At 68.7% G+C, this 18,515-nt stretch carries 19 protein-coding genes; 9 read left to right on the plus strand and 10 right to left on the minus strand.

What is annotated here, in order from left to right; all coding sequences use genetic code 11:
* The first annotated feature begins 17 nt into the window (after positions 1 to 17).
* Positions 18 to 1,127, plus strand: coding sequence for a sterol desaturase family protein (locus OK345_RS14860; RefSeq protein ID WP_265128769.1), 1,110 nt, complete (start codon positions 18 to 20; stop codon positions 1,125 to 1,127).
* Positions 1,128 to 1,134: 7 nt separating this feature from the next.
* Here the strand turns inward: OK345_RS14860 and OK345_RS14865 are convergent, their stop codons facing one another.
* From OK345_RS14865 to OK345_RS14875, 3 genes are all read right to left on the minus strand, one after another.
* Entirely contained in the window at positions 1,135 to 1,770 is a 636-nt protein-coding gene (locus tag OK345_RS14865) for a glutathione S-transferase family protein (RefSeq protein WP_265128770.1), read from the minus strand.
* A gap of 93 nt (positions 1,771 to 1,863) precedes the next feature.
* Positions 1,864 to 2,178, minus strand: a complete 315-nt coding sequence (locus OK345_RS14870; RefSeq protein WP_265128771.1) for a hypothetical protein — start codon at positions 2,176 to 2,178, stop codon at positions 1,864 to 1,866.
* Between the two features lie 77 nt (positions 2,179 to 2,255).
* Positions 2,256 to 3,773 carry a fumarate hydratase gene (locus OK345_RS14875; RefSeq protein WP_265128772.1) on the minus strand — a complete coding sequence of 506 codons (1,518 nt, stop codon included), beginning with the start codon at positions 3,771 to 3,773 and terminating at the stop codon, positions 2,256 to 2,258.
* A gap of 109 nt (positions 3,774 to 3,882) precedes the next feature.
* Between OK345_RS14875 and OK345_RS14880 the strand changes: the two genes are divergently transcribed.
* Complete coding sequence (locus tag OK345_RS14880) at positions 3,883 to 4,782, plus strand: RNA polymerase sigma-70 factor (protein ID WP_265128877.1); 900 nt, start codon at positions 3,883 to 3,885, stop codon at positions 4,780 to 4,782.
* Positions 4,783 to 4,817: 35 nt separating this feature from the next.
* Entirely contained in the window at positions 4,818 to 5,267 is a 450-nt protein-coding gene (locus OK345_RS14885) for a carboxymuconolactone decarboxylase family protein (protein WP_265128773.1), read from the plus strand.
* A 114-nt stretch (positions 5,268 to 5,381) separates the two neighbouring features.
* Here OK345_RS14885 and OK345_RS14890 read toward each other — a convergent pair whose 3' ends face one another.
* Positions 5,382 to 5,972: a hypothetical protein gene (locus OK345_RS14890; RefSeq protein WP_265128774.1), complete on the minus strand. Its 591-nt coding sequence runs from the start codon at positions 5,970 to 5,972 to the stop codon at positions 5,382 to 5,384.
* A gap of 382 nt (positions 5,973 to 6,354) precedes the next feature.
* Here OK345_RS14890 and OK345_RS14895 point away from each other — a divergent pair, with 382 nt between their 5' ends.
* The 4 genes from OK345_RS14895 to OK345_RS14910 all read left to right on the plus strand — a co-directional run bounded on the left by OK345_RS14895 (position 6,355) and on the right by OK345_RS14910 (position 10,164).
* Complete coding sequence (locus OK345_RS14895; protein WP_265128775.1) at positions 6,355 to 6,999, plus strand: trimeric intracellular cation channel family protein; 645 nt, start codon at positions 6,355 to 6,357, stop codon at positions 6,997 to 6,999.
* 62 nt (positions 7,000 to 7,061) lie between these two features.
* Complete coding sequence (locus OK345_RS14900; RefSeq protein ID WP_265128776.1) at positions 7,062 to 7,379, plus strand: BON domain-containing protein; 318 nt, start codon at positions 7,062 to 7,064, stop codon at positions 7,377 to 7,379.
* 43 nt (positions 7,380 to 7,422) lie between these two features.
* Positions 7,423 to 9,294, plus strand: a complete 1,872-nt coding sequence (locus OK345_RS14905) for an ABC transporter ATP-binding protein (RefSeq protein ID WP_265128777.1) — start codon at positions 7,423 to 7,425, stop codon at positions 9,292 to 9,294.
* Positions 9,295 to 9,384: 90 nt separating this feature from the next.
* A complete protein-coding gene (locus OK345_RS14910; protein WP_265128778.1) occupies positions 9,385 to 10,164 on the plus strand; it encodes a ferredoxin--NADP reductase in 780 nt (259 codons plus the stop codon).
* Positions 10,165 to 10,367: 203 nt separating this feature from the next.
* Here OK345_RS14910 and OK345_RS14915 read toward each other — a convergent pair whose 3' ends face one another.
* Entirely contained in the window at positions 10,368 to 10,850 is a 483-nt protein-coding gene (locus tag OK345_RS14915; RefSeq protein ID WP_265128779.1) for a glutathione peroxidase, read from the minus strand.
* A gap of 252 nt (positions 10,851 to 11,102) precedes the next feature.
* Here OK345_RS14915 and OK345_RS14920 point away from each other — a divergent pair, with 252 nt between their 5' ends.
* On the plus strand, positions 11,103 to 13,274 hold the full coding sequence (locus tag OK345_RS14920; RefSeq protein ID WP_265128780.1) for a M3 family metallopeptidase: 2,172 nt from the start codon (positions 11,103 to 11,105) through the stop codon (positions 13,272 to 13,274).
* A 283-nt stretch (positions 13,275 to 13,557) separates the two neighbouring features.
* On the opposite strand, the gene OK345_RS14925 is transcribed toward OK345_RS14920, so the two are convergent.
* The 4 genes from OK345_RS14925 to OK345_RS14940 form a co-directional block, all read right to left on the minus strand.
* Positions 13,558 to 14,889, minus strand: coding sequence for a carboxylesterase family protein (locus tag OK345_RS14925; RefSeq protein WP_265128781.1), 1,332 nt, complete (start codon positions 14,887 to 14,889; stop codon positions 13,558 to 13,560).
* A gap of 204 nt (positions 14,890 to 15,093) precedes the next feature.
* Positions 15,094 to 16,212 carry a cyclopropane fatty acyl phospholipid synthase gene (cfa, locus tag OK345_RS14930; protein ID WP_265128782.1) on the minus strand — a complete coding sequence of 373 codons (1,119 nt, stop codon included), beginning with the start codon at positions 16,210 to 16,212 and terminating at the stop codon, positions 15,094 to 15,096.
* Between the two features lie 15 nt (positions 16,213 to 16,227).
* Entirely contained in the window at positions 16,228 to 17,052 is an 825-nt protein-coding gene (locus OK345_RS14935) for a DUF3298 and DUF4163 domain-containing protein (protein ID WP_265128783.1), read from the minus strand.
* A gap of 67 nt (positions 17,053 to 17,119) precedes the next feature.
* Positions 17,120 to 17,407: a GNAT family N-acetyltransferase gene (locus OK345_RS14940; protein ID WP_265128784.1), complete on the minus strand. Its 288-nt coding sequence runs from the start codon at positions 17,405 to 17,407 to the stop codon at positions 17,120 to 17,122.
* A gap of 222 nt (positions 17,408 to 17,629) precedes the next feature.
* Here OK345_RS14940 and OK345_RS14945 point away from each other — a divergent pair, with 222 nt between their 5' ends.
* The gene (locus OK345_RS14945) at positions 17,630 to 17,824 is read left to right on the plus strand and encodes a hypothetical protein (RefSeq protein WP_265128785.1); all 195 of its coding nucleotides are present in this window, start codon (positions 17,630 to 17,632) and stop codon (positions 17,822 to 17,824) included.
* Positions 17,825 to 17,893: 69 nt separating this feature from the next.
* On the opposite strand, the gene OK345_RS14950 is transcribed toward OK345_RS14945, so the two are convergent.
* A complete protein-coding gene (locus tag OK345_RS14950) occupies positions 17,894 to 18,514 on the minus strand; it encodes a rhomboid family intramembrane serine protease (RefSeq protein WP_265128786.1) in 621 nt (206 codons plus the stop codon).
* Position 18,515: the final 1 nt, after the last annotated feature.

The following is an 18,515-nucleotide window of genomic DNA, read 5'->3' on the forward strand; positions in this document are numbered from 1 at the left end:
GGACAGGAAGCCCGCGCATGACCCGACAACGACGTTCGTTCTTCGCCTACGGCTCGGCGCTGCTCGGGCTGCTGAGCCTGATGGCGGTCACCTGCTTCCATTTCCCGGAGCTGCTGACCAGCCGCGAGTTCCGCGCCATCTACAACGAACAGTTCGCGCGCCACCTGCTGCTGGTCGGACTGGCGGCCGCCTTCATCCTCGGCACCGTGGCGATCCTGCGCGACCGCAACAAACGCATTGCCACGATCGGCGTGGGCAGCGCCACCCTCGCGGTGCTGCTGGGCGGCACCAACGTGCAGCTCGACGCCATCGGCCAGACGCCCTACTCGCTGGGCCTGGACTGGTTCGTGCTGTCGCTGTTCTTCTCGGCGCTGGTGTTCGTGCCGCTGGAGCACTACCTCGGCAAGCGCCCGCTCTCGCCGCTGCGCCCGGGCTGGCGCACCGACGTCGGCTATTTCTTCATGAGCCACGTGCTGGTGCAGTTCATCCTGATCCTGGTGACGGCCTCGACCTCCACCATCGCCGGGCTGGCCGCGTTCCCGGCGCTCAAGCAGCTGATCCAGTCGCTGCCGGTCTGGCTGCAGTTCCTGCTCGCGGTGTTCGTCGCCGACATGGCGCAGGCATTGCTGCACCGCGCCTACCACAACATTCCCTGGCTCTGGCGCTTCCATGCCGTGCACCATTCCAGCCGGCACATGGACTGGCTGGCCGGCTCGCGGATCCATTTGGTCGAGATCGTGCTGACCCGCAGCGCGGTGCTGCTGCCGCTGCTGGTGCTGGGCTTCTCGACGCCGGCGGTGAACGCCTACGTGATCCTGGTCGGGCTGCAGGCGGTGCTGGCGCACGCCAACCTGGGCATCCGCTTCGGCTGGCTCGAATACCTGCTGGTGCTGCCGCGCTACCACCACTGGCACCATGCCCGGCAGCAGGACTACATCGACGTCAACTACGCCATCCACCTGCCGCTGGTCGACATGCTGATGGGCACCTTCAAGCTGCCCCGCGACCAGGACGAATGGCCGCAGGAATACGGGGTGATGAAGCTGGAGACGGTGCCGAAGAACATCATCAGGCAACACCTGATGCCGTTCCAGGGCGGGCGCAAGTACGACGATTACGTGGATTGAGCCGACCTCAGGTCCAGTCGTCGATGCCCTCGCGGCGATAGACCTCGACCAGCGACGGCCGCTCCTTCATCCGTCGCGCATGCGCGGCCAGCGCCGGCCAGTCGTCGGTCGGGCGCGGCATGTTGCGCGACCAGCGCATCAGCATGGTCAGCATGAAGTCCGCTACCGACAGCTGCGCGCCCAACAGGTAGGGGCCGCCGGCCTGCAGGTGCCCGGCCACCTGTTGCCACGCCGCTTCCAGTTGCAGGCGGGCCTGCTCCTTCACGGCATCGACGTTCGCCTCGCCGGCCGGTTCGTACGGATAGAACCACGCGCGGTAGGCCGGCATCAGCGTATAGATGCAGAAGCACATCCAGCGGTAGTAGTCGCCGCGCGCCGGCGTGCCCGGCGTCGGCGCCAGCCCGGCCTGCGGGTGCAGGTCGGCCAGGTGCATGGCGATGGCCGCCGATTCGGTAAGCACCTGGCCGTCGATCAGCAGGGCCGGCACGCGACCGGCCGGGTTGATCGCCAGGTAGTCGGGCGACTTGTGCTCGCGCCTGTCGAAATCGAGCAGGATCAACTCGTGGTCGATGCCCAGTTCGACCAGCAGCCAGTGCACGACCAGCGAGGCGGTGCTTTGCGAGCCGTACAGAACGACAGACATGGGGTTTTCTCCGGCAGACGGTGTCGCATCTTACCGGCCAGCCCGGCCGCGGGATTGCCGGTACCACGTGGGCACGCGCTGCCCGGTGGTGCGTCAGTTGCAGCCGGCCATGCAGCTCTCCAGTCGCTCGCCGCACACCGCACCGGGGGATCGGTTCTGGCAGAACGCCATCGAGGTCTGGCAGGCGCCGCGCAGTTCCGGGTCGGTGATCTTGTCGCACTGGTTGCGCCTGTTCGCCTCGCCACAGTCGCCGTAGCCCGACGGGTTGGCCATGCAGGCCTGGTGGCGGCTCTGGCAATAGTTCACGCAGGCGGCCGGATCGCCCTTCGGCGCATCGCGCCAGCCACCGCCAGCGCATCCGGCCGCCAGCAGCGCCAGCGGCATCACGATCCAGTGCATTGCGCGCACCAGCCTCTCCTTCCGAAACGGCGACGGCCCGAGCATAGCCCGGGCCGTCGCCCGATCTCCAGCAATGCCGGCGTGGCTTATTCGACCACCACCGGAATCTTGCCGATGCGCGCCTGCCATTCGCGCGGGCCGGTCTGGTGCACCGACTCGCCGGTGGAATCGACCGCCACGGTCACCGGCATGTCCTGCACGGTGAACTCGTAGATCGCCTCCATGCCCAGGTCGGCGAAGCCGACCACCCTGGCCGCCTTGATCGCCTTGGACACCAGGTAGGCCGAGCCACCGACCGCCATCAGGTAGGCCGACTTGTTGTCGCGGATGGCCTCGATCGCGGCCGGGCCGCGCTCGGCCTTGCCGACCATGCCCAGCAGGCCGGTCTGCTCCAGGATCTGGCGGGTGAACTTGTCCATGCGGGTGGCGGTGGTCGGGCCGGCCGGACCCACCACTTCGTCGCGCACCGGGTCGACCGGGCCGACGTAATAGATGAAGCGGCCCTTGAGGTCGACCGGCAGTTCCTCGCCCTTGTTGAGCATGTCGACCATGCGCTTGTGCGCGGCATCGCGGCCGGTCAGCAGCTTGCCGTTGAGCAGCAGGGTCTGGCCCGGCTTCCAGCTGGCGACTTCTTCCGGGGTGACCGTGTCCAGATCGACACGGGTGCCCTTGGAAGCGTCGTAGGTGATCTGCGGCCAGTCCTCCAGCGACGGCGGATCCAGCATCACCGGACCGCTGCCGTCCAGGGTGAAGTGGGCGTGGCGGGTGGCGGCGCAGTTCGGGATCATCGCCACCGGCAGGTTGGCGGCGTGGGTCGGGAAGTCCTTGACCTTGATGTCGAGCACGGTGGTCAGGCCGCCTAGGCCCTGGGCGCCGATGCCCAGTGCGTTGACCTTCTCGTACAGCTCCAGGCGCAGCTCCTCGGCACGGTTGGACGGGCCGCGGGCCTGCAGGTCGGTGATGTCGATCGGCTCCATCAGCGATTCCTTGGCCAGCAGCATCGCCTTCTCGGCGGTGCCGCCGATGCCGATGCCGAGCATCCCCGGCGGGCACCAGCCGGCGCCCATGGTCGGCACGGTCCTGAGCACCCAGTCGACGATGGAGTCGGACGGGTTGAGCATGGCGAACTTCGACTTCGCTTCCGAGCCGCCGCCCTTGGCGGCGACGATCACGTCCACCTTGTCGCCCGGCACCACCTTGATGTTGACCACGCCGGGCGTGTTGTCCCGGGTGTTGGTGCGCTTGCCGGCCGGGTCGGCCAGCACCGAGGCGCGCAGCTTGTTGTCCGGGTAGGCGTAGGCGCGGCGGATGCCCTCGTTGGCCATGTCCTCGACGCCCATGGTGGCGTCGTCCCAGCGCACGTTCATGCCGATTTCCAGGAACACGGTGACGATGCCGGTGTCCTGGCAGATCGGGCGGTGACCCTCGGCGCACATCCGCGAGTTGATCAGGATCTGCGCCATCGCTTCCTTCGCCGCCGGCGACTCCTCGCGCTCGTAGGCGGCGGCGAGGTTCTTGATGTAGTCGACCGGGTGGTAGTACGAGATGTACTGCAGTGCGTCGGCGATGGACTGGATGAGGTCTTCCTGCTTGATCGATGTCACGGCTTGCTCGCTTGCTCGAGGCTGGCGGGGGATTGAGCCGCCCATTTTAGGGCAAAGTGCCCGTCCGCCCGCTCTGTCACAACGGCACACGCTGTTGCGTCCCTCCCGTATGGACATCACCGACACCTTCCAGACCCACCGCCCGCGCCTGCTGGCGCTGGCCTACCGCCTGCTGGGCAGCCGTGCCGATGCCGAGGACGTGGTCCAGGACGCCTGGCTGCGCTGGCAGGGCACGGACACCGCCGTCATCCTCGATCCGGAAGCCTGGCTGGTCACCATCACCACCCGGCTCGGGCTGGACCGGCTGCGCGCAGCCAAGCGCGAACGCCAGCAGTACATCGGCCCGTGGCTGCCGGAGCCGCTGGCCATCAGCCTGGAACCGGACCTGGCCCCCGATCCGGCCCAGGCCCGCGCGCTGGCCGACGAGGTCTCGGTGGCCTTCCTGACGCTGCTGGAACAGCTCGGCCCGGAAGAGCGCGCGGCCTTCCTGCTGAAGGAAGCGTTCGACCACGACTACCGGCAGATCGCCGAGCTGCTCGGCCACAGCCAGGCCAACTGCCGGCAGCTGGTGCACCGGGCGAAACAACGGCTGCAGGCCGGCCGACCGCGCTTCGCCACCGATGCCAGCCAGCACCGGCAGTTGCTGACGCGCTTCATGGACGCGGCGCAACGCGGCGACAGCGCCGCCATCCAGGCCCTACTGCATGCCAATGCGCGGCAAGTCTCCGACGGCGGCGGCAAGGTCACCGCAACCGTGCGCCCGCTGCTGGGGGCCGAACGCATCGGCCGCCTGTACTGGGCCATCGCCCGCCGCGGCGGGGCGCTGCCGGCACGGCTGGGCTACGTCAACGGCGAGCCGGCGATCCTGCGCTTCGATGCCGGACGGCTGACCTCGTTCACCACCATCGAAGTCGTCGACGGGCGCATCGCCACGCTGTTCAGCGTGCTCAACCCGGACAAGTTGCCGCGGCTTGTCACGCCGTCCGTCGCCGGCGCGTCCTTGTGCTGAAAGACGGCCATGGTGGCCGTCCTGGAGACTGGATGATGTCCGCTGTCGCTTCCCCACGCGTTCCCTACACCTGCCTGGCCGCCGAGGCCTTCAAGGGCCTGCTGGCCGCCAGCAAGGCCGTGGAAGAGAGCTCGATCGAACATGAACTGATGGAACTGCTGTTCCTGCGGGTGTCGCAGATCAACGGCTGCGGCTACTGCATGGACATGCACGGCACCGCGCTGCGCAAGGCCGGCGTCGAGCCGCGCAAGCTGGACACCCTGCCGGCCTGGCACGAGAGCCGCTTCTTCGACGCACGCGAGCGCGCCGCGCTCGGTTGGGCCGAAGCCCTGACCCGGCTCGCTGGCGCCGCCCCGTCCGAGGCCGCCTATGCCGCGCTGGCCGAACACTTCGACGAGAAGGGCATCAGCGACCTGAGCATGGGCGTCGCCGTGATCAACGCCTGGAACCGCCTCGGCGCCGGCCTGTTGCCGCCACTGCCGTAAACAGGCCCTGCGCCCTCCCCTATGGGTAAAACGATGCGTGCCCAGCCTGCCGGGGCGTCCGTGCCATGGCCGGATGCCCCGGCAGGCTGGGCAACGGTCGCATGGGAATCCCGGTCAGTTGCCCCGTTCTTCCAGTGGCTCCATTCCCTGCGACAACCGGTACGCCGTTTCGCGGACTTCGGACAAGGTGCTGGCCTCGATCACGATCGCGTTGAAATTTCCCGACTGCGATCGCCCGAGCATCCTGATACCCACCACCTCCGGTATCGGCTCCTCCACCAGCGTGGCCCCCGACAGGCGTGCGACGAAGGCGAAAGGCGAAGACCCGCCTCCCTGCAACTCCACCGCCTCTCCGAACTGGTCGGCAATCCCTTGGCTGGCGGCGACCAGAAGGTAGTCGCCCGTCCCATCGTTCAACCGCAACGGTACCGAACGCTCGGGGTCGTGCTCCGGCGGCTCCATCGCCAGCAGGACGTCGTGCGTCATCAGTGCCGCCAGCAGCCGCCCCTGCGTCGTGTCCTCCGCATCCATCAGCGTCTCCAGCGGCGTCAGTGCTTCGCCGTGCAACTGCCGCGTCCGTTCGGAGAAGTCCGCATCGTCCTGCGCGCCGATGAGCCGGTAACAGCCGAATACGAGAGCCGCGAAGATGGCGAGCAACAACAGGAACCACATCCGGCACACCTCATTGCAGATGGAGAAATCCACCTGCGGCCACGCCCGCGCAGCCGGGACGTGACGCCCGCGGGCGGGCGGCGATCTTCGCACGCATGCCCATTGCCTGCCCAGGCTGCACCCGCACGACGCGGCCAAAACGCCAATGGCCACCGTCGCCCCGGCCCATCGGGGCGTGTGCCCGGGGCCTGCGCCGGCATGGGAACCCCGTCCGCCCTGCGCGCCTGCGCCGCACGGCCAACTTCGGCGTCCGCGATGCCCCTGGATGGCCGGCCGCCGGGCGGCGACACCGATGCGGCATCGCGCCCCTGCCGACATGCCGCACCGGCAGGAGCGGCCTGTGCGCCGCATGTGCAGGTCGGATACGGCTCCGCCCGCCATGGCCGCACACGCCGGCAGGCCGCACAATACGCGCATGGAAACCCTGGTACTGATCCTCGACCTGGTCGGCACGTTCGTGTTCGCGCTCAGCGGCGCGACCATGGGCGTGCGCAGGCGGCTGGACATCTTCGGCGTGCTGGTGCTGTCCTTTGCCGCCGCGCTGGCCGGCGGCATCACCCGCGACCTGCTGATCGGCGCCACCCCGGTGGCGGCGATCAGCGACTGGCGCTACCCCGCCATCACCCTGGTCGCCGGCGTGGTCACCTTCTACTGGGCGCAGTTGATCGAACGCCTGCAATACCCGGTGCGGATGTTCGACGCGATGGGCCTGGCGCTGTTCGCGGTGGCCGGCACGCAGAAGGCGCTGGCCTTCGGCATCGACCCGCCACAGGCCGCGGCGCTGGGCATGCTGACCGGCATCGGCGGCGGCATCGCCCGCGACGTGCTGCTGGCGCAGGTGCCGCTGGTGCTGCAGGCCGAGCTGTATGCGGTGGCGGCACTGGCCGGCGCGGCGGTGGTGGCGGTCGGCCACTGGCTGGGGTTGCCGGCCCTGCCCTGTGCGCTGGCCGGCGCCGGACTGTGCTTCGGACTGCGGATGATGGCCATGCACTACGGCTGGCACCTGCCGGTGGCGCTGCAATCGTCCGATCCGCCGCCGCCGGAAGGCCCGCGCCGCTGAGGTGATGGCGCGCTCACCGCAGTTGCGCCATGCTGGCATTCCCCTCCGCACAGGAAATGGCCATGGCCGTGGAACGTTCCGACAGCTTGATTGGCGATGACGTGGTACGCGCGCTGGGCCAGCAGGGCCGGTTCTCGCAGGTACTGGTGCAGGTCAGGGACGGCCGTGTCACGCTGTCCGGCGATGTCCCCGGCAAGGCGGACAAGCAGGACGCGGAGAAGCTGGTGGCCGGCATCGAGGGCGTGCACGGCGTGCACAGCCACCTCAACGTCGATGACGGCGCGCAATCGTTCGGCCCGCGCGGGCAGGCGGTGCGCGACAATCCCGATGGCCGCGACGACGCGGCAACCGGCGAGGCCGACCTCGGCAGCGATGGCTGAGCCATCGCACACCGCCGCTCGAGCCGGCTGACCCACCCCGCCCATGCCGCATACGCCCCGCGCTTCCGCCCCCGGCACGCCGCCGCCCAGCTTCCGCCAGCGCATGGATGCCATGCGCAACCTGCCGCAGTTCCTGCGGCTGATCTGGCAGACCAGCCGCGGCCTCACCCTGGCCAGTCTCGGCCTGCGCCTGGTACGCGCGCTGATGCCGGTGGCGATGCTGTACGTGGGCAAGCTGATCATCGACGAGGCCATCCGCCTCAGCGGGCTGGAGGCCGGCTTCCCTTCGCTGGCCGAGGCGCTGTCCGGCGGCCTGCTGCAGCCGATGCTGGGGTTGCTGGCGCTGGAACTCGGGCTGGCGATCGGCTCGGACCTGCTCGGCCGGCTGGTCAGCTACGCCGACTCGCTGTTGTCGGAACTGTTCACCAACGCCACCAGCGTGCGCCTGATGGAGCACGCCGCGGAACTGGACCTGGAGGATTTCGAGGACCCGGACCTGCAGGACAAGCTCGACCGCGCCCGCCGCCAGACCATGGGGCGGATGAACCTGATGAGCCAGCTGTTCGGCCAGGCGCAGGACGCGATCACCGTGGCCAGCTTCGCCGTCGGCCTGCTGGTCTACGCGCCGTGGCTGATCGCGCTGCTGGCGGTCGCGCTGGTGCCGGCGTTCGTCGGCGAATCGCACTTCAACGCGCTGGGCTACTCGCTCAACTTCCAGTGGACGCCGGAGCGGCGCCAGCTCGAATACCTGCGCCAGGTCGGCGCCAGCGTCGATACCGCCAAGGAGGTGAAGATCTTCAACCTCCACCGCTTCCTGATCGAACGCTACCGGATCCTGGCCGAGCGCTTCTACCGCGCCAACCGCGCGCTGGCGCGCAAGCGCGCGATCTGGGGCACGCTGCTGGCGGCGCTGGGCACGCTGGGCTACTACGTGGCCTACGGCTACATCGCCTGGCGCACGATCCGCGGCGACTTCAGCATCGGCGACCTGACCTTCCTGGCCGGCAGCTTCCTGCGCCTGCGGCAGCTGCTGGAAGGGCTGCTGATCGGCTTCTCGCAGGTGGCCGGGCAGGCGCTGTACCTGGACGACCTGTTCTCGTTCTTCGAGATCGAGCCGGAGATCCAGTCGCCGGCCGACCCGCTGCCCGTCCCCGTGCCGATCCGCCAGGGCTTCGCGTTCGAGAACGTCGGTTTCCGCTACCCGGATGCCGAACGCTGGGCGGTGCGCCACCTGGATTTCGAACTGCGCGCCGGCGAGGTGCTGGCGCTGGTCGGCGAGAACGGCGCCGGCAAGACCACCCTGGTCAAGCTGCTGGCGCGGCTGTACGACCCGGACGAGGGCCGCATCCTGCTCGATGGCCGCGACCTGCGCGACTACGACCTGGACCAGCTGCGCGCCAACATGGGGGTGATCTTCCAGGATTTCGTGCGCTACCACCTGAGCGCCGGCGAGAACATCGGCGTCGGCCTGGTCGAGGCGATGGACGACCGGGCCCGCATCCGCGACGCCGCGCAGCGGGCGATGGCCGACGAGCTGATCGAGGCGCTGCCCGGCGGCTACGACCAGCTGATCGGCCGCCGCTTCAAGACCGGCGTGGACCTGTCCGGCGGCCAGTGGCAGAAGATCGCCATCGCCCGCGCCTACATGCGCGACGCCCAGGTGATGATCCTGGACGAACCCACCGCGGCGCTGGATGCGCGCAGCGAGTTCGAGGTGTTCCAGCGCTTCAAGGAACTGTCCCACCGGCGCACCGCGGTGCTGATCTCGCACCGCTTCTCCAGCGTGCGCATGGCCGACCGCATCCTGGTCCTCGAACAGGGCCGGATCGAGGCCAGCGGCACCCACGAGCAGTTGATGGCGCAGGGCGGCCGCTACGCCGAGCTGTTCGAGCTGCAGGCCGCGGGCTACCGCTGACGGCCCATATGCCCGACGTTAATGAGATTCACTCTCATCAACGCCGGATCGGCTAGAATGGCGCGGTCAACTCCCCATACGAACCACGGCATGTCTTCCGCTTTTGGCGCCGAAACGGTGCTCGAAGTCCGTCACTGGACGGACGCCTACTTCAGCTTCACCACCACCCGCGACAGCGGCTTCCGCTTCGACAACGGCCAGTTCGTGATGATCGGGCTGGAAACCGAGACCCGGCCGCTGCTGCGCGCCTATTCCATCGCCAGCGCCAACTGGGAAGAGCAGCTGGAGTTCTTCAGCATCAAGGTCCAGGACGGCCCGCTGACCTCGCGCCTGCAGCACATCAAGCCCGGCGACAAGGTGCTGGTGGGCAAGAAGCCGACCGGCACCCTGCTGATCAGCGACCTGCACCCGGGCAGGCACCTGTACCTGCTGGGCACCGGCACCGGCCTGGCGCCGTGGCTGTCGGTGATCAAGGACCCGGAGACCTACGAACGCTTCGAGAAGGTGATCCTCTGCCACGGCGTGCGCTTCGAGAAGGACCTGGCCTACCGCGACTACTTCGAGAAGGAACTGCGCGAGCACGAGTTCCTCGGCGGGATGATCGGCGACAAGCTGCTGTACTACCCGGCGGTGACGCGCGAGCCGTTCCCGAACCAGGGCCGGCTGACCACGCTGCTGGAAAGCGGGGAAATGCAGAGGACCCTGGGCCTTCCGCCGCTGAGCCCGGAATACGACCGGGCGATGATCTGCGGCAGCCCGCAGATGCTGGCCGACCTGCGCACGGTGCTGGACAGCCGCGGCTTCCAGACCTCGCCGCGGATCGGCACGCCGGGCCACTACGTGTTCGAGCGCGCGTTCGTCGAGAAGTGATTCCGCACCGGCCCGGCGGCGATCGCGCCGGGCCGCCGCCCCCAGGCTCCGGGCGGGCCAATCGAACCGGGGCCGCATGCCGGTGACCGCAGTGCGGCCCGTGCCGCACGCCTTCCCGGCAGGACCGCCCGCGCAGCGGGCCGGCCCCGCCCGGTCTTCGGGCGCGCCTGCCGACGTCGACGTGGAAATCCTGCCGGAACCGCTCAGCCCAGCGCCGATTCCACGTCGCCGCGCAACGATTCCGGCCTGGCTACCGGCGCATAGCGCGCGATCACCTGGCCGTCGCGGCCCACCAGGAACTTGCTGAAGTTCCACTTGATCGCGGCGATTCCCAGCGCGCCGCGCTTCTGCCGCTGCAGCCATTGCCACAACGGATGCGCACCGGGCCCGTTGACCTCGATCTTGGCCGACAGCGGAAAGCTCACGTCGTATTCGAGCGAACAGAATGCGCGGATCTGCGCCTCGTCGCCCGGCTCCTGGTGGCGGAACTGGTCGCAGGGAAACCCCATCACCACCAGTCCGCGGTCGCGGTAGTCGCGCCACAGCCGCTCCAGCCCCGCGTATTGCGGAGTGAAGCCGCAGCGCGAAGCCACGTTGACCAGCAGCAGCGCCTTGCCGCGGTGCTGCTCCAGCCGCTGCTCATGGCCGTCGATGTCGTGCACGCTGAAGTCGAAGGCGCTGGTCATGGCGGCGTTCCGTGGGGCGGGCCGGCCATGGTAGGAGCCGCTGCCCGGCCGCTGCAACGCCGGTGGCCTGCCGGCCGCAGAGCGCCCCGCGCCCGCCCTGCCACGCGCCGTTCGCCATCATCGGGTTGGCCTGCGGGGCCCTCGCCGGTCTGCCCGTTCGAGACGCCACGGCCGGACCATGCCATTTGTCACAGGTCCGCTGGGCGACCTTCGGCTAGGCTGCCCCGTTCACCCCTTTTCCCGGAGTCGACCTTGACTACCCGCCTCGCCCTCGCCCTGGCCGCCACCCTCGGCCTGGCCCTGCCCGCGTATTCGGTCAGCGCCGCTGCCGCCACCACCCAGACCGCCGCGCAGGCCAACCCGTTCTTCGCCGAAAGCCCGCTGCCGCTGCACTACCCGCAGTTCGACAAGATCAAGGACAGCGACTTCGCCCCGGCCTTCGACGCCGGCATGGCCCAGCACCTGAAGGAAGTGGAGGCCATCGCCAACGACCCGGCCGAGCCGACCTTCGAGAACACCCTGATCGCGCTGGAGAAGAGCGGCGACGTCCTGGGCCGCGCCACCACCGTGTTCTTCGCGCTGATCGGCGCCGACACCAACGACACCCGCAAGCAGCTGCAGGCCGACTACTCGGCCAGGTTCGCCGCCCACAGCGATGCCATCAACCTCAACGGCAAGCTGTTCGAGCGCATCAAGGCGCTGTACGACAAGCGCGACAGCCTGGGCCTGGACGCCGAAGGCCTGCGCCTGGCCGAGAAGTACCACGACAACTTCGTCCGCGCCGGCGCCAAGCTGTCCGACGCCGACAAGGCCAAGCTCAAGCAGATCAACGCCGAACTGGCCAACCTGGGCACCAAGTTCAGCCAGAACGTGCTGGCCGAGGTCAACGCCTCCTACATCGTGGTCGACGACGTGAAGGAGCTGGACGGCCTGTCGGCCGAACAGGTCGCCGCCGCCGCCGAGGCCGCCAAGGCCCGCAAGCTGGACGGCAAGTACGTCATCGCCCTGCTCAACACCACCGGCCAGCCGGCGCTGACCAACCTGACCAACCGCGACCTGCGCAAGAAGATCTTCGAAGCCTCGATCTCGCGCGGCAGCAAGGGCGGCGACTACGACAACACCGCGCTGGTCTCGCGCATCATGACCCTGCGCGCCGAGAAGGCCGCGCTGATGGGCTTCGCGAACTTCGCCGCCTACGGCCTGGGCAACCAGACCGCCAAGACCCCGGAAGCGGTCAACGCGATGCTGGGCCAGCTGGCGCCGGCCGCGGTGGCCAACGCCAAGCGCGAAGCCGCCGACCTGCAGGCGATGATCGACGCCGAGCAGCAGGCCGCCGGCAAGCCGACCTTCCAGCTGGAGCCGTGGGACTGGGCGTTCTATACCGAGAAGGTGCGCCAGGCCAAGTACAACTTCGACGAATCCCAGCTCAAGCCGTACTTCGAGCTGAAGAGCGTGCTGGAGGACGGCGTGTTCTTCGCCGCCGGCAAGGAGTTCGGCCTGAGCTTCAAGCAGCGCACCGACCTGCCGGTCTACCATCCGGACGTCACCGTCTACGACGTGTTCGACGCCGACGGCAGCCAGCTGGCGATCTTCATCTTCGATCCGTACGCGCGCGAGTCCAAGCGTGGCGGCGCGTGGATGAACTCCTATGTCTCGCAGTCGGAACTGACCGGCAACAAGCCGGTGGTCGCCAACCACCTCAACATTCCCAAGCCGCCGGCCGGCCAGCCGACCCTGCTGACCTGGGACGAGGTCACCACCACCTTCCACGAGTTCGGCCACGCCCTGCACGGCATGTTCTCCGACGTGAAGTACCCCTACTTCTCTGGCACCGCGGTGCCGCGCGACTTCGTCGAGTTCCCCTCGCAGGTCAACGAGATGTGGGCCGACGAGCCGAGCATCCTGGCCAACTACGCCAAGCACCACCAGACCGGCGCGGCGATGCCGCAGGAACTGCTGGACAAGGTGGTGGCCGCCGCCAAGTTCAACCAGGGCTTCGCCACCACCGAGTACCTGGGTGCGGCGATGCTGGACCAGAGCTGGCACCAGATCGGCGTGAAGGACGTGCCGGCCGCCGCCGACGTGCTCAAGTTCGAACGCGCGGCGCTGGAGAAGGACGGCATCTACTACCCGCCGGTGCCGCCGCGCTACCGCACCACCTACTTCAGCCACATCATGGGCGGCTACTCGGCCGGCTACTACGCCTACATCTGGTCCGAGGTGCTGGACGCCAACACCCAGAAGTGGTTCCGCGACAATGGCGGCCTGACCCGCGCCAATGGCGACCACTTCCGCAAGACGCTGCTGTCGCGCGGCGGCAGCGCCGATGCGATGGAGCTGTTCCAGAACTTCGCCGGCCATGCGCCGCAGATCGAACCGCTGCTGGAAAAGCGTGGCCTGACCACGGCCGAAGCCGGCAAGTAAGCCCCGCTTCGCGAGTCACGGAAACCGCCCGGCCTGCGCCGGGCGGTTTTTTTTTCGTCGGCTCTACGAGCGCGAACCGCAACCGGCAGCGGTCCCGCCCTTCGACACCGGCCCGGACGCGAACGGGAAACCCCGATAGACCGGTTGGCTGGAGGCGTGCCGGAGCGGCGCCCGCCCCGGGAGGCGCGGACACGCTCGACCGGTCAACCGGCCGGCAACGCCCGTTCCACCCGGGAGCGGATGCCCCGGCACCCCGCACTCCCCCGATCCCGGGAGCAAACACCTAGCGGTGCTGCCGGAAGATCCATTCGTGGATCGGTTCGATGCCGTAGGCGATACGCCAGGTATTGCGGTGCCCGCTGGCGCCGGCAGCCGACTGTCCCGGGGGAATGACGGTGCCCTTGGCGAAGGTCACGTAGTTGATCGGGCTGCCTTCGGCGTCGATCCGCTCGAAGGCGGCGCGGTATTGCCCGGCCGACCAGGTGCCGTCCCAGGTGGCGCGGCTGATCCTGGCCCCTTCCTGCTCCAGCACCCCGGTAATGGCGTTCTGCCCGGGGAACGCCTTGTCGTCGTCCTGCGACACCAGGATCCACAGCTTCTGCCGGGCCAGCGGCTTCACCAGCGCCGGGTCCCACTGGCCGGCGACCAGGAAGGAAGCCGCGAAGAAACCGGGGTACCTGATGTCCATCGCGATCGACATCATGCAGCCACCGGACTGGCCGGTGGCATAGAGCCGGTTGCGGTCGATGCCGTACTGGTCGACCAACGCGTTCACCAGGTCGATGGTGGTGTCGAGCATGTTGCTGGTCTGCGAGTCGTCGTCGGCGATGATCTCCGCATACTGCGGCGCCAGTACGAAGGCCGGGCGCTTGGCCTGGTCCTGCGGGCTGGCCCAGACCACCGCTCCCAGCCCCTGGAACAAGGTGGCGAAGGGGTCGTCGCTGGTGGCGCCGGCATCGTGCATGAACAGCACCAGCGGATAGGACTGCTGCGGGTCGTGATCCTTCGGCACGAACAGGTTGTAGCGAAGCGTCCTGCCCGTCTCCGGGTCGTGGTATTCGAGTTGCCGGAAATCATCGACGACCAGGTTCTCGACCCCGCGCGTCTCCAGCGCGCGATCGCTGGCGGGGATGGTCTTTCCGGCAGCGGTCGTCACCGCGCCGGATTGGACCACCGTGGCCCGGGCCGGCCGGTAGCGGGTGTCGTACGCCGGGATGTCGCCGGCCTTGCCCGGACCGCCCTTGCCGGCGGCAGACGGCTTCCCGTCCTGCGGCGGGACCTTCTCGGCGAGCAGGGCGTCCGCATCCTCGGGCGACAGGGTGACGATCACAAAGCGGCCTTCCGCCGCACGGTCGGCCGGCGCGGCCGAGGTGCTGGCGAAGGCCCCGGTGACGGTACGGCCCTCGACCTGGAAGTTCGCGGCGCCCAGGTCCCCGCCCCTGACCGGCGCGTCGTATTCGATGGCGACCGCGGTCAGCCGGACGCCGTCGCCGAACACCTCGGTGATGGCGGTAGCCTGCCTGGCCTGCGCCGTGTCGCTGCGTGCGCAGGCCGGGACGCCGACCGCGACCAGCATCCCGGCGCCCATGAGCAGGAAGTCCCGACGCGTCTGCATCCTCACTCTCCTTCGGCTCCCTGGAAGTTTGTCCATACCGGCCCGGGGCACGTCCGCCTGATCGCCGGACGCCACCGGCGTACCGCAATCCCCGCCGGCTTCGGACAGGCGATCGCACCTGCCGGGACAGACCTGCCGGGACAGGGACCACAACCCAGGGACGTTCCGGGCATGGACACTCTACGCCACAGCGACGACCTGGCCTCAACGCGGCGCCACATAGCCGCCGGGCACGCCGTGCGGCGACAGCACCAGCTGCCACAGCTGCGCGCGGCGGCTGCGGAAAGTGGCCATCGACCCGGCCAGGTAGAAGCGCCACATGCGCCGGAAGCGCTCGTCGTAGCGCTGCGCATCCAGTTGCTCCCAGGCCGCCTCGACATTGCTCCGCCACGCCTGCAGGGTGCGGTCGTAGTCGCTGCCGAAGTTGTGCCAGTCCTCCAGCACGAACAGTCCTTCGCAGGCGGCGGCGATCTGCGCCGCCGACGGCAGCATCGAGTTGGGGAAGATGTAGCGCGCGATCCACGGATCGGTGCGATGCCGCGACACGTTGCTGCCGATGGTGTGCAGCAGGAACAGGCCATCGTCGCGCAGGCAGCGCCGCGCCATCTCGAAGTAGCCGCGGTAGTTCTTGTCGCCGACGTGCTCGAACATCCCCACCGACAGGATCGCATCGAAGCGCTCGTCCACGTCGTGGTAGTCCTGTAACCGGATCTCCACCGGCAATCCCGCGCAAAGCCGGCGCGCATATTCGGCCTGCTCGCTCGAGATGGTGATGCCCACGCCTTCGACGCCGTGGCGCTCGGCGGCGAACTTCAGCGCCTCGCCCCAGCCGCAGCCGATGTCGAGCACGCGCTGGCCGGGCCGCAACCCGAGCTTGCGGCAGATCAGGTCGAGCTTGGCCTCCTGGGCGTCGTCCAGGTTGTCCGCGTGCCGCCAGTAGCCGCAGCTGTAGACCAGGCGCCGGCCCAGCATCGCCTGGTACAGGTCGTTGCCCAGGTCGTAGTGGCGCTTGCCGACCTCGTAGCTGCCGCTGCCGGCCTGCAGGTTGAACAACCTCGCCTTGAGCGCGTCGACCACCTCGCCCATGCCGTGCACGCGCTCGTCCAGCCGCGCCTGCATCAGCCGGAACAGGAACACGTCCAGCTCACGGGCATCCCAGCAGCCGTCCATGTAGCTTTCGCCCAGGCCCAGCGACCCTTGCGCCAGCACCCGGCCGTAGAAATGCGGGTCGTGGACGGCGATGTCCTGCGGCCGGTCGCCACCGATGGCGACGTCGGCTTCCTGCAGCAAGGCCGTCACGCGTCGTTGCAGTCCCACCTCCACCGCTCGCTCCTCCGTTTACTGGGTCGAGAACAGCTCCACGTAGTCCGGCGCCACGTGCGGCCGCAGCAGGCTGGCCGGCACGTCGACCGTCTGCGTGCCATCCGAATACGGCCCCACCTGGTAGGGCGGGAACACGAAGCGGATCGCGCTGATGCGCCCGTCGGCCCCGAGCAGCGGCTGGAACTGGGCGAAGTTCTCCGGTTCCGGCGCCGTGCCCTGGTCGATCATGCGGCCTTCGCTGCGCAGCGCCTCCCGGTCGGCGAGCGATTCCGGTTCCCCGGCCTGGAGACGGGCCGCGGCCGCGCTGTGCAGCTGCCGTGCGACGTACTGGCTGACCGCCTGCCAGCCTTCCGCCGACGGGATCAGCTGTTCGGCGCCGAGCAGCTGCTCGCGCTCGGGCAGCCAAACGAAACGCGCCACCAGCGGCGAGCCGTGGGCACCACCGGTATAGACGCTGCCATTGGCCGAGGCGGCCACCACCCTGGGGTTGTCCACCAGCAGTTCGAAGCTCAACGACAGCTCGTACGGTGCGCTGGGCTTGTCGTTACCCAGCAGTTCCACCGAATGCAGCAGCCCGGTCCGGGCGGCATCGGCATACTCCACCAGCTCGCGCGCCAGGCCGGGGTACTTGGCCGCCGCCGGCGGATAGCTGATGCCGAGCACGTAACGATCGTTGGTCTCGATGACGTCGCGCAATTCGACGGCCGGCGCCGCGGTCTCCGCCTTCTGCGGCACCGGGGCAGGCGCCGCTGCCGGAGCGGGCGCCTCGGCTTCCTGCCTGCAGCCGGCGAGCGCCAGCAGCGCCACCGTCGTTACCACCCACATTCCCTGCCTGCGCATATCGATCTCCCTGTTCCGCTACCGCCGTGGATGCCCGCGGAACGGTTGCGGTTCCGCGGCTGACACGTTACTCCACCAGATCGGCATATTCACCATGGCGTCGCAGGAAGGCGGCCGCGTACGCGCACGCCGGCACCACCTTCAGGCCGTGCCCGCGGGCGTACTCCAGCGCCGCCGTGGTCAGCGCCCCGGCGACCCCGCGGCCACCGATGGCCTCGGGCACTTCGGTATGGGTGATGGTCATGCGTCCCGGCTCGCGCCGGTATTCCAGGAACGCCTCGTGGCCGTCGACATGCGCGACGAAACGCTGCTGGCGGGCATCGTGCCCGATGCTGGCCGGAGGAAACTGGGTCATGCGGAGACTCCTGCGGGAACGCTGCCATTGTGACCGCACGCGCGGCCGCCGCCACGTGAAGCCTGCCGACGGCAGCGGCGCAAGCCGACGCACAGCGTCACATTTGCCCCTAAAGCCCCCGGTTCCGTGGCCGATACCGGGAACGGACGACTGGAAAAAGTTGGCATGCGCTTTGCGTATCAACCTCCCGAGTCCATCGAGCCCACAGCCACGAGGCACACCATGAACGACATCGACCACAGCCTTCCCGCCACCGACCACGACGCTTCCCTGCTGGAAGGCCTGTACCAGCTGGCGGTCAGCGGCAATACCGAAGGCTGGGAATTCGAACAGATCAACAGCGAGGTGTACGCCCGCCTGCAGGACACCTACGCCAGCGCGGAGATCGGCTCCGGCGCGCAGGCCTTCGCGGCCTGATTCCTCGCACCGCGCCGCCACGGCGCGGGCAGGAACCCCGCGGCGGACGCAAGGTCCGCCGCCCGGCACTCAGAAGCCGAAGCGGGGATTCATCAGCTGCTGCAGGAAGATCTGCAGCACGCGCGGCTCCATCATCAGCATGAACAGCACGCCGAACGCGGCGCCGGCCAGGTGTGCGCTGTGGTTGATGCGATCGCCGCCGCGGCGATCCATCCAGATGCTGTAGCCGACGTAGAACACGCCATACAGGATCGCCGGCGCCGGGATGAAGAACACCAGGATCAGCGACCACGGCGAGAGCAGGATGAAGGCGAACAGCACCGCCGACACCGCGCCGGACGCGCCCAGGCTGAGGTAGTTCGGGTTCTTCTGGTTCTTCAGGTAACTGGGCAGGATCGAGACCACCAGCGCCGCCAGGTAGAACACCGGATAGGTCCACAGGCTGCCGGTCACCTGCAGCATGATCCGCTCGATCAGCCGCCCGAAGAAGAACAGCGTGATCATGTTGAACAGCAGGTGGGCGAAGTCGGCGTGGATGAAGCCGTAGGTCACCAGCCGGTCGTACTGGCGATGGCGGTCGATCGCCGGCGGCCACAGGATCAGGCGGTCGGCCAGCTTGCGGTTGTTGAACGCCAGCCACGACACCAGGCCGGTGACGGCGATCAGGATCAGGGTGATCGGTGCTTCCATC

The organism is Xanthomonas chitinilytica (genome assembly GCF_026107455.2).
Classification (GTDB): domain Bacteria; phylum Pseudomonadota; class Gammaproteobacteria; order Xanthomonadales; family Xanthomonadaceae; genus Stenotrophomonas; species Stenotrophomonas chitinilytica.

Bases quoted from the DNA above. Each gene is read 5' to 3' on its own strand.
- OK345_RS14940 (WP_265128784.1), bottom strand. From the start codon at position 17,407: ATGACCCAGTTTCCTCCGGCCAGCATCGGGCACGATGCCCGCCAGCAG.
- OK345_RS14910 (WP_265128778.1), top strand. From the start codon at position 9,385: ATGTCTTCCGCTTTTGGCGCCGAAACGGTGCTCGAAGTCCGTCACTGG.
- OK345_RS14935 (WP_265128783.1), bottom strand. From the start codon at position 17,052: ATGCGCAGGCAGGGAATGTGGGTGGTAACGACGGTGGCGCTGCTGGCG.
- OK345_RS14900 (WP_265128776.1), top strand. From the start codon at position 7,062: ATGGCCGTGGAACGTTCCGACAGCTTGATTGGCGATGACGTGGTACGC.
- OK345_RS14950 (WP_265128786.1), bottom strand. From the start codon at position 18,514: ATGGAAGCACCGATCACCCTGATCCTGATCGCCGTCACCGGCCTGGTG.
- OK345_RS14885 (WP_265128773.1), top strand. From the start codon at position 4,818: ATGTCCGCTGTCGCTTCCCCACGCGTTCCCTACACCTGCCTGGCCGCC.
- OK345_RS14860 (WP_265128769.1), top strand. From the start codon at position 18: ATGACCCGACAACGACGTTCGTTCTTCGCCTACGGCTCGGCGCTGCTC.
- OK345_RS14880 (WP_265128877.1), top strand. From the start codon at position 3,883: ATGGACATCACCGACACCTTCCAGACCCACCGCCCGCGCCTGCTGGCG.
- OK345_RS14895 (WP_265128775.1), top strand. From the start codon at position 6,355: ATGGAAACCCTGGTACTGATCCTCGACCTGGTCGGCACGTTCGTGTTC.
- OK345_RS14925 (WP_265128781.1), bottom strand. From the start codon at position 14,889: ATGCAGACGCGTCGGGACTTCCTGCTCATGGGCGCCGGGATGCTGGTC.
- OK345_RS14905 (WP_265128777.1), top strand. From the start codon at position 7,423: ATGCCGCATACGCCCCGCGCTTCCGCCCCCGGCACGCCGCCGCCCAGC.
- OK345_RS14865 (WP_265128770.1), bottom strand. From the start codon at position 1,770: ATGTCTGTCGTTCTGTACGGCTCGCAAAGCACCGCCTCGCTGGTCGTG.
- OK345_RS14945 (WP_265128785.1), top strand. From the start codon at position 17,630: ATGAACGACATCGACCACAGCCTTCCCGCCACCGACCACGACGCTTCC.
- OK345_RS14915 (WP_265128779.1), bottom strand. From the start codon at position 10,850: ATGACCAGCGCCTTCGACTTCAGCGTGCACGACATCGACGGCCATGAG.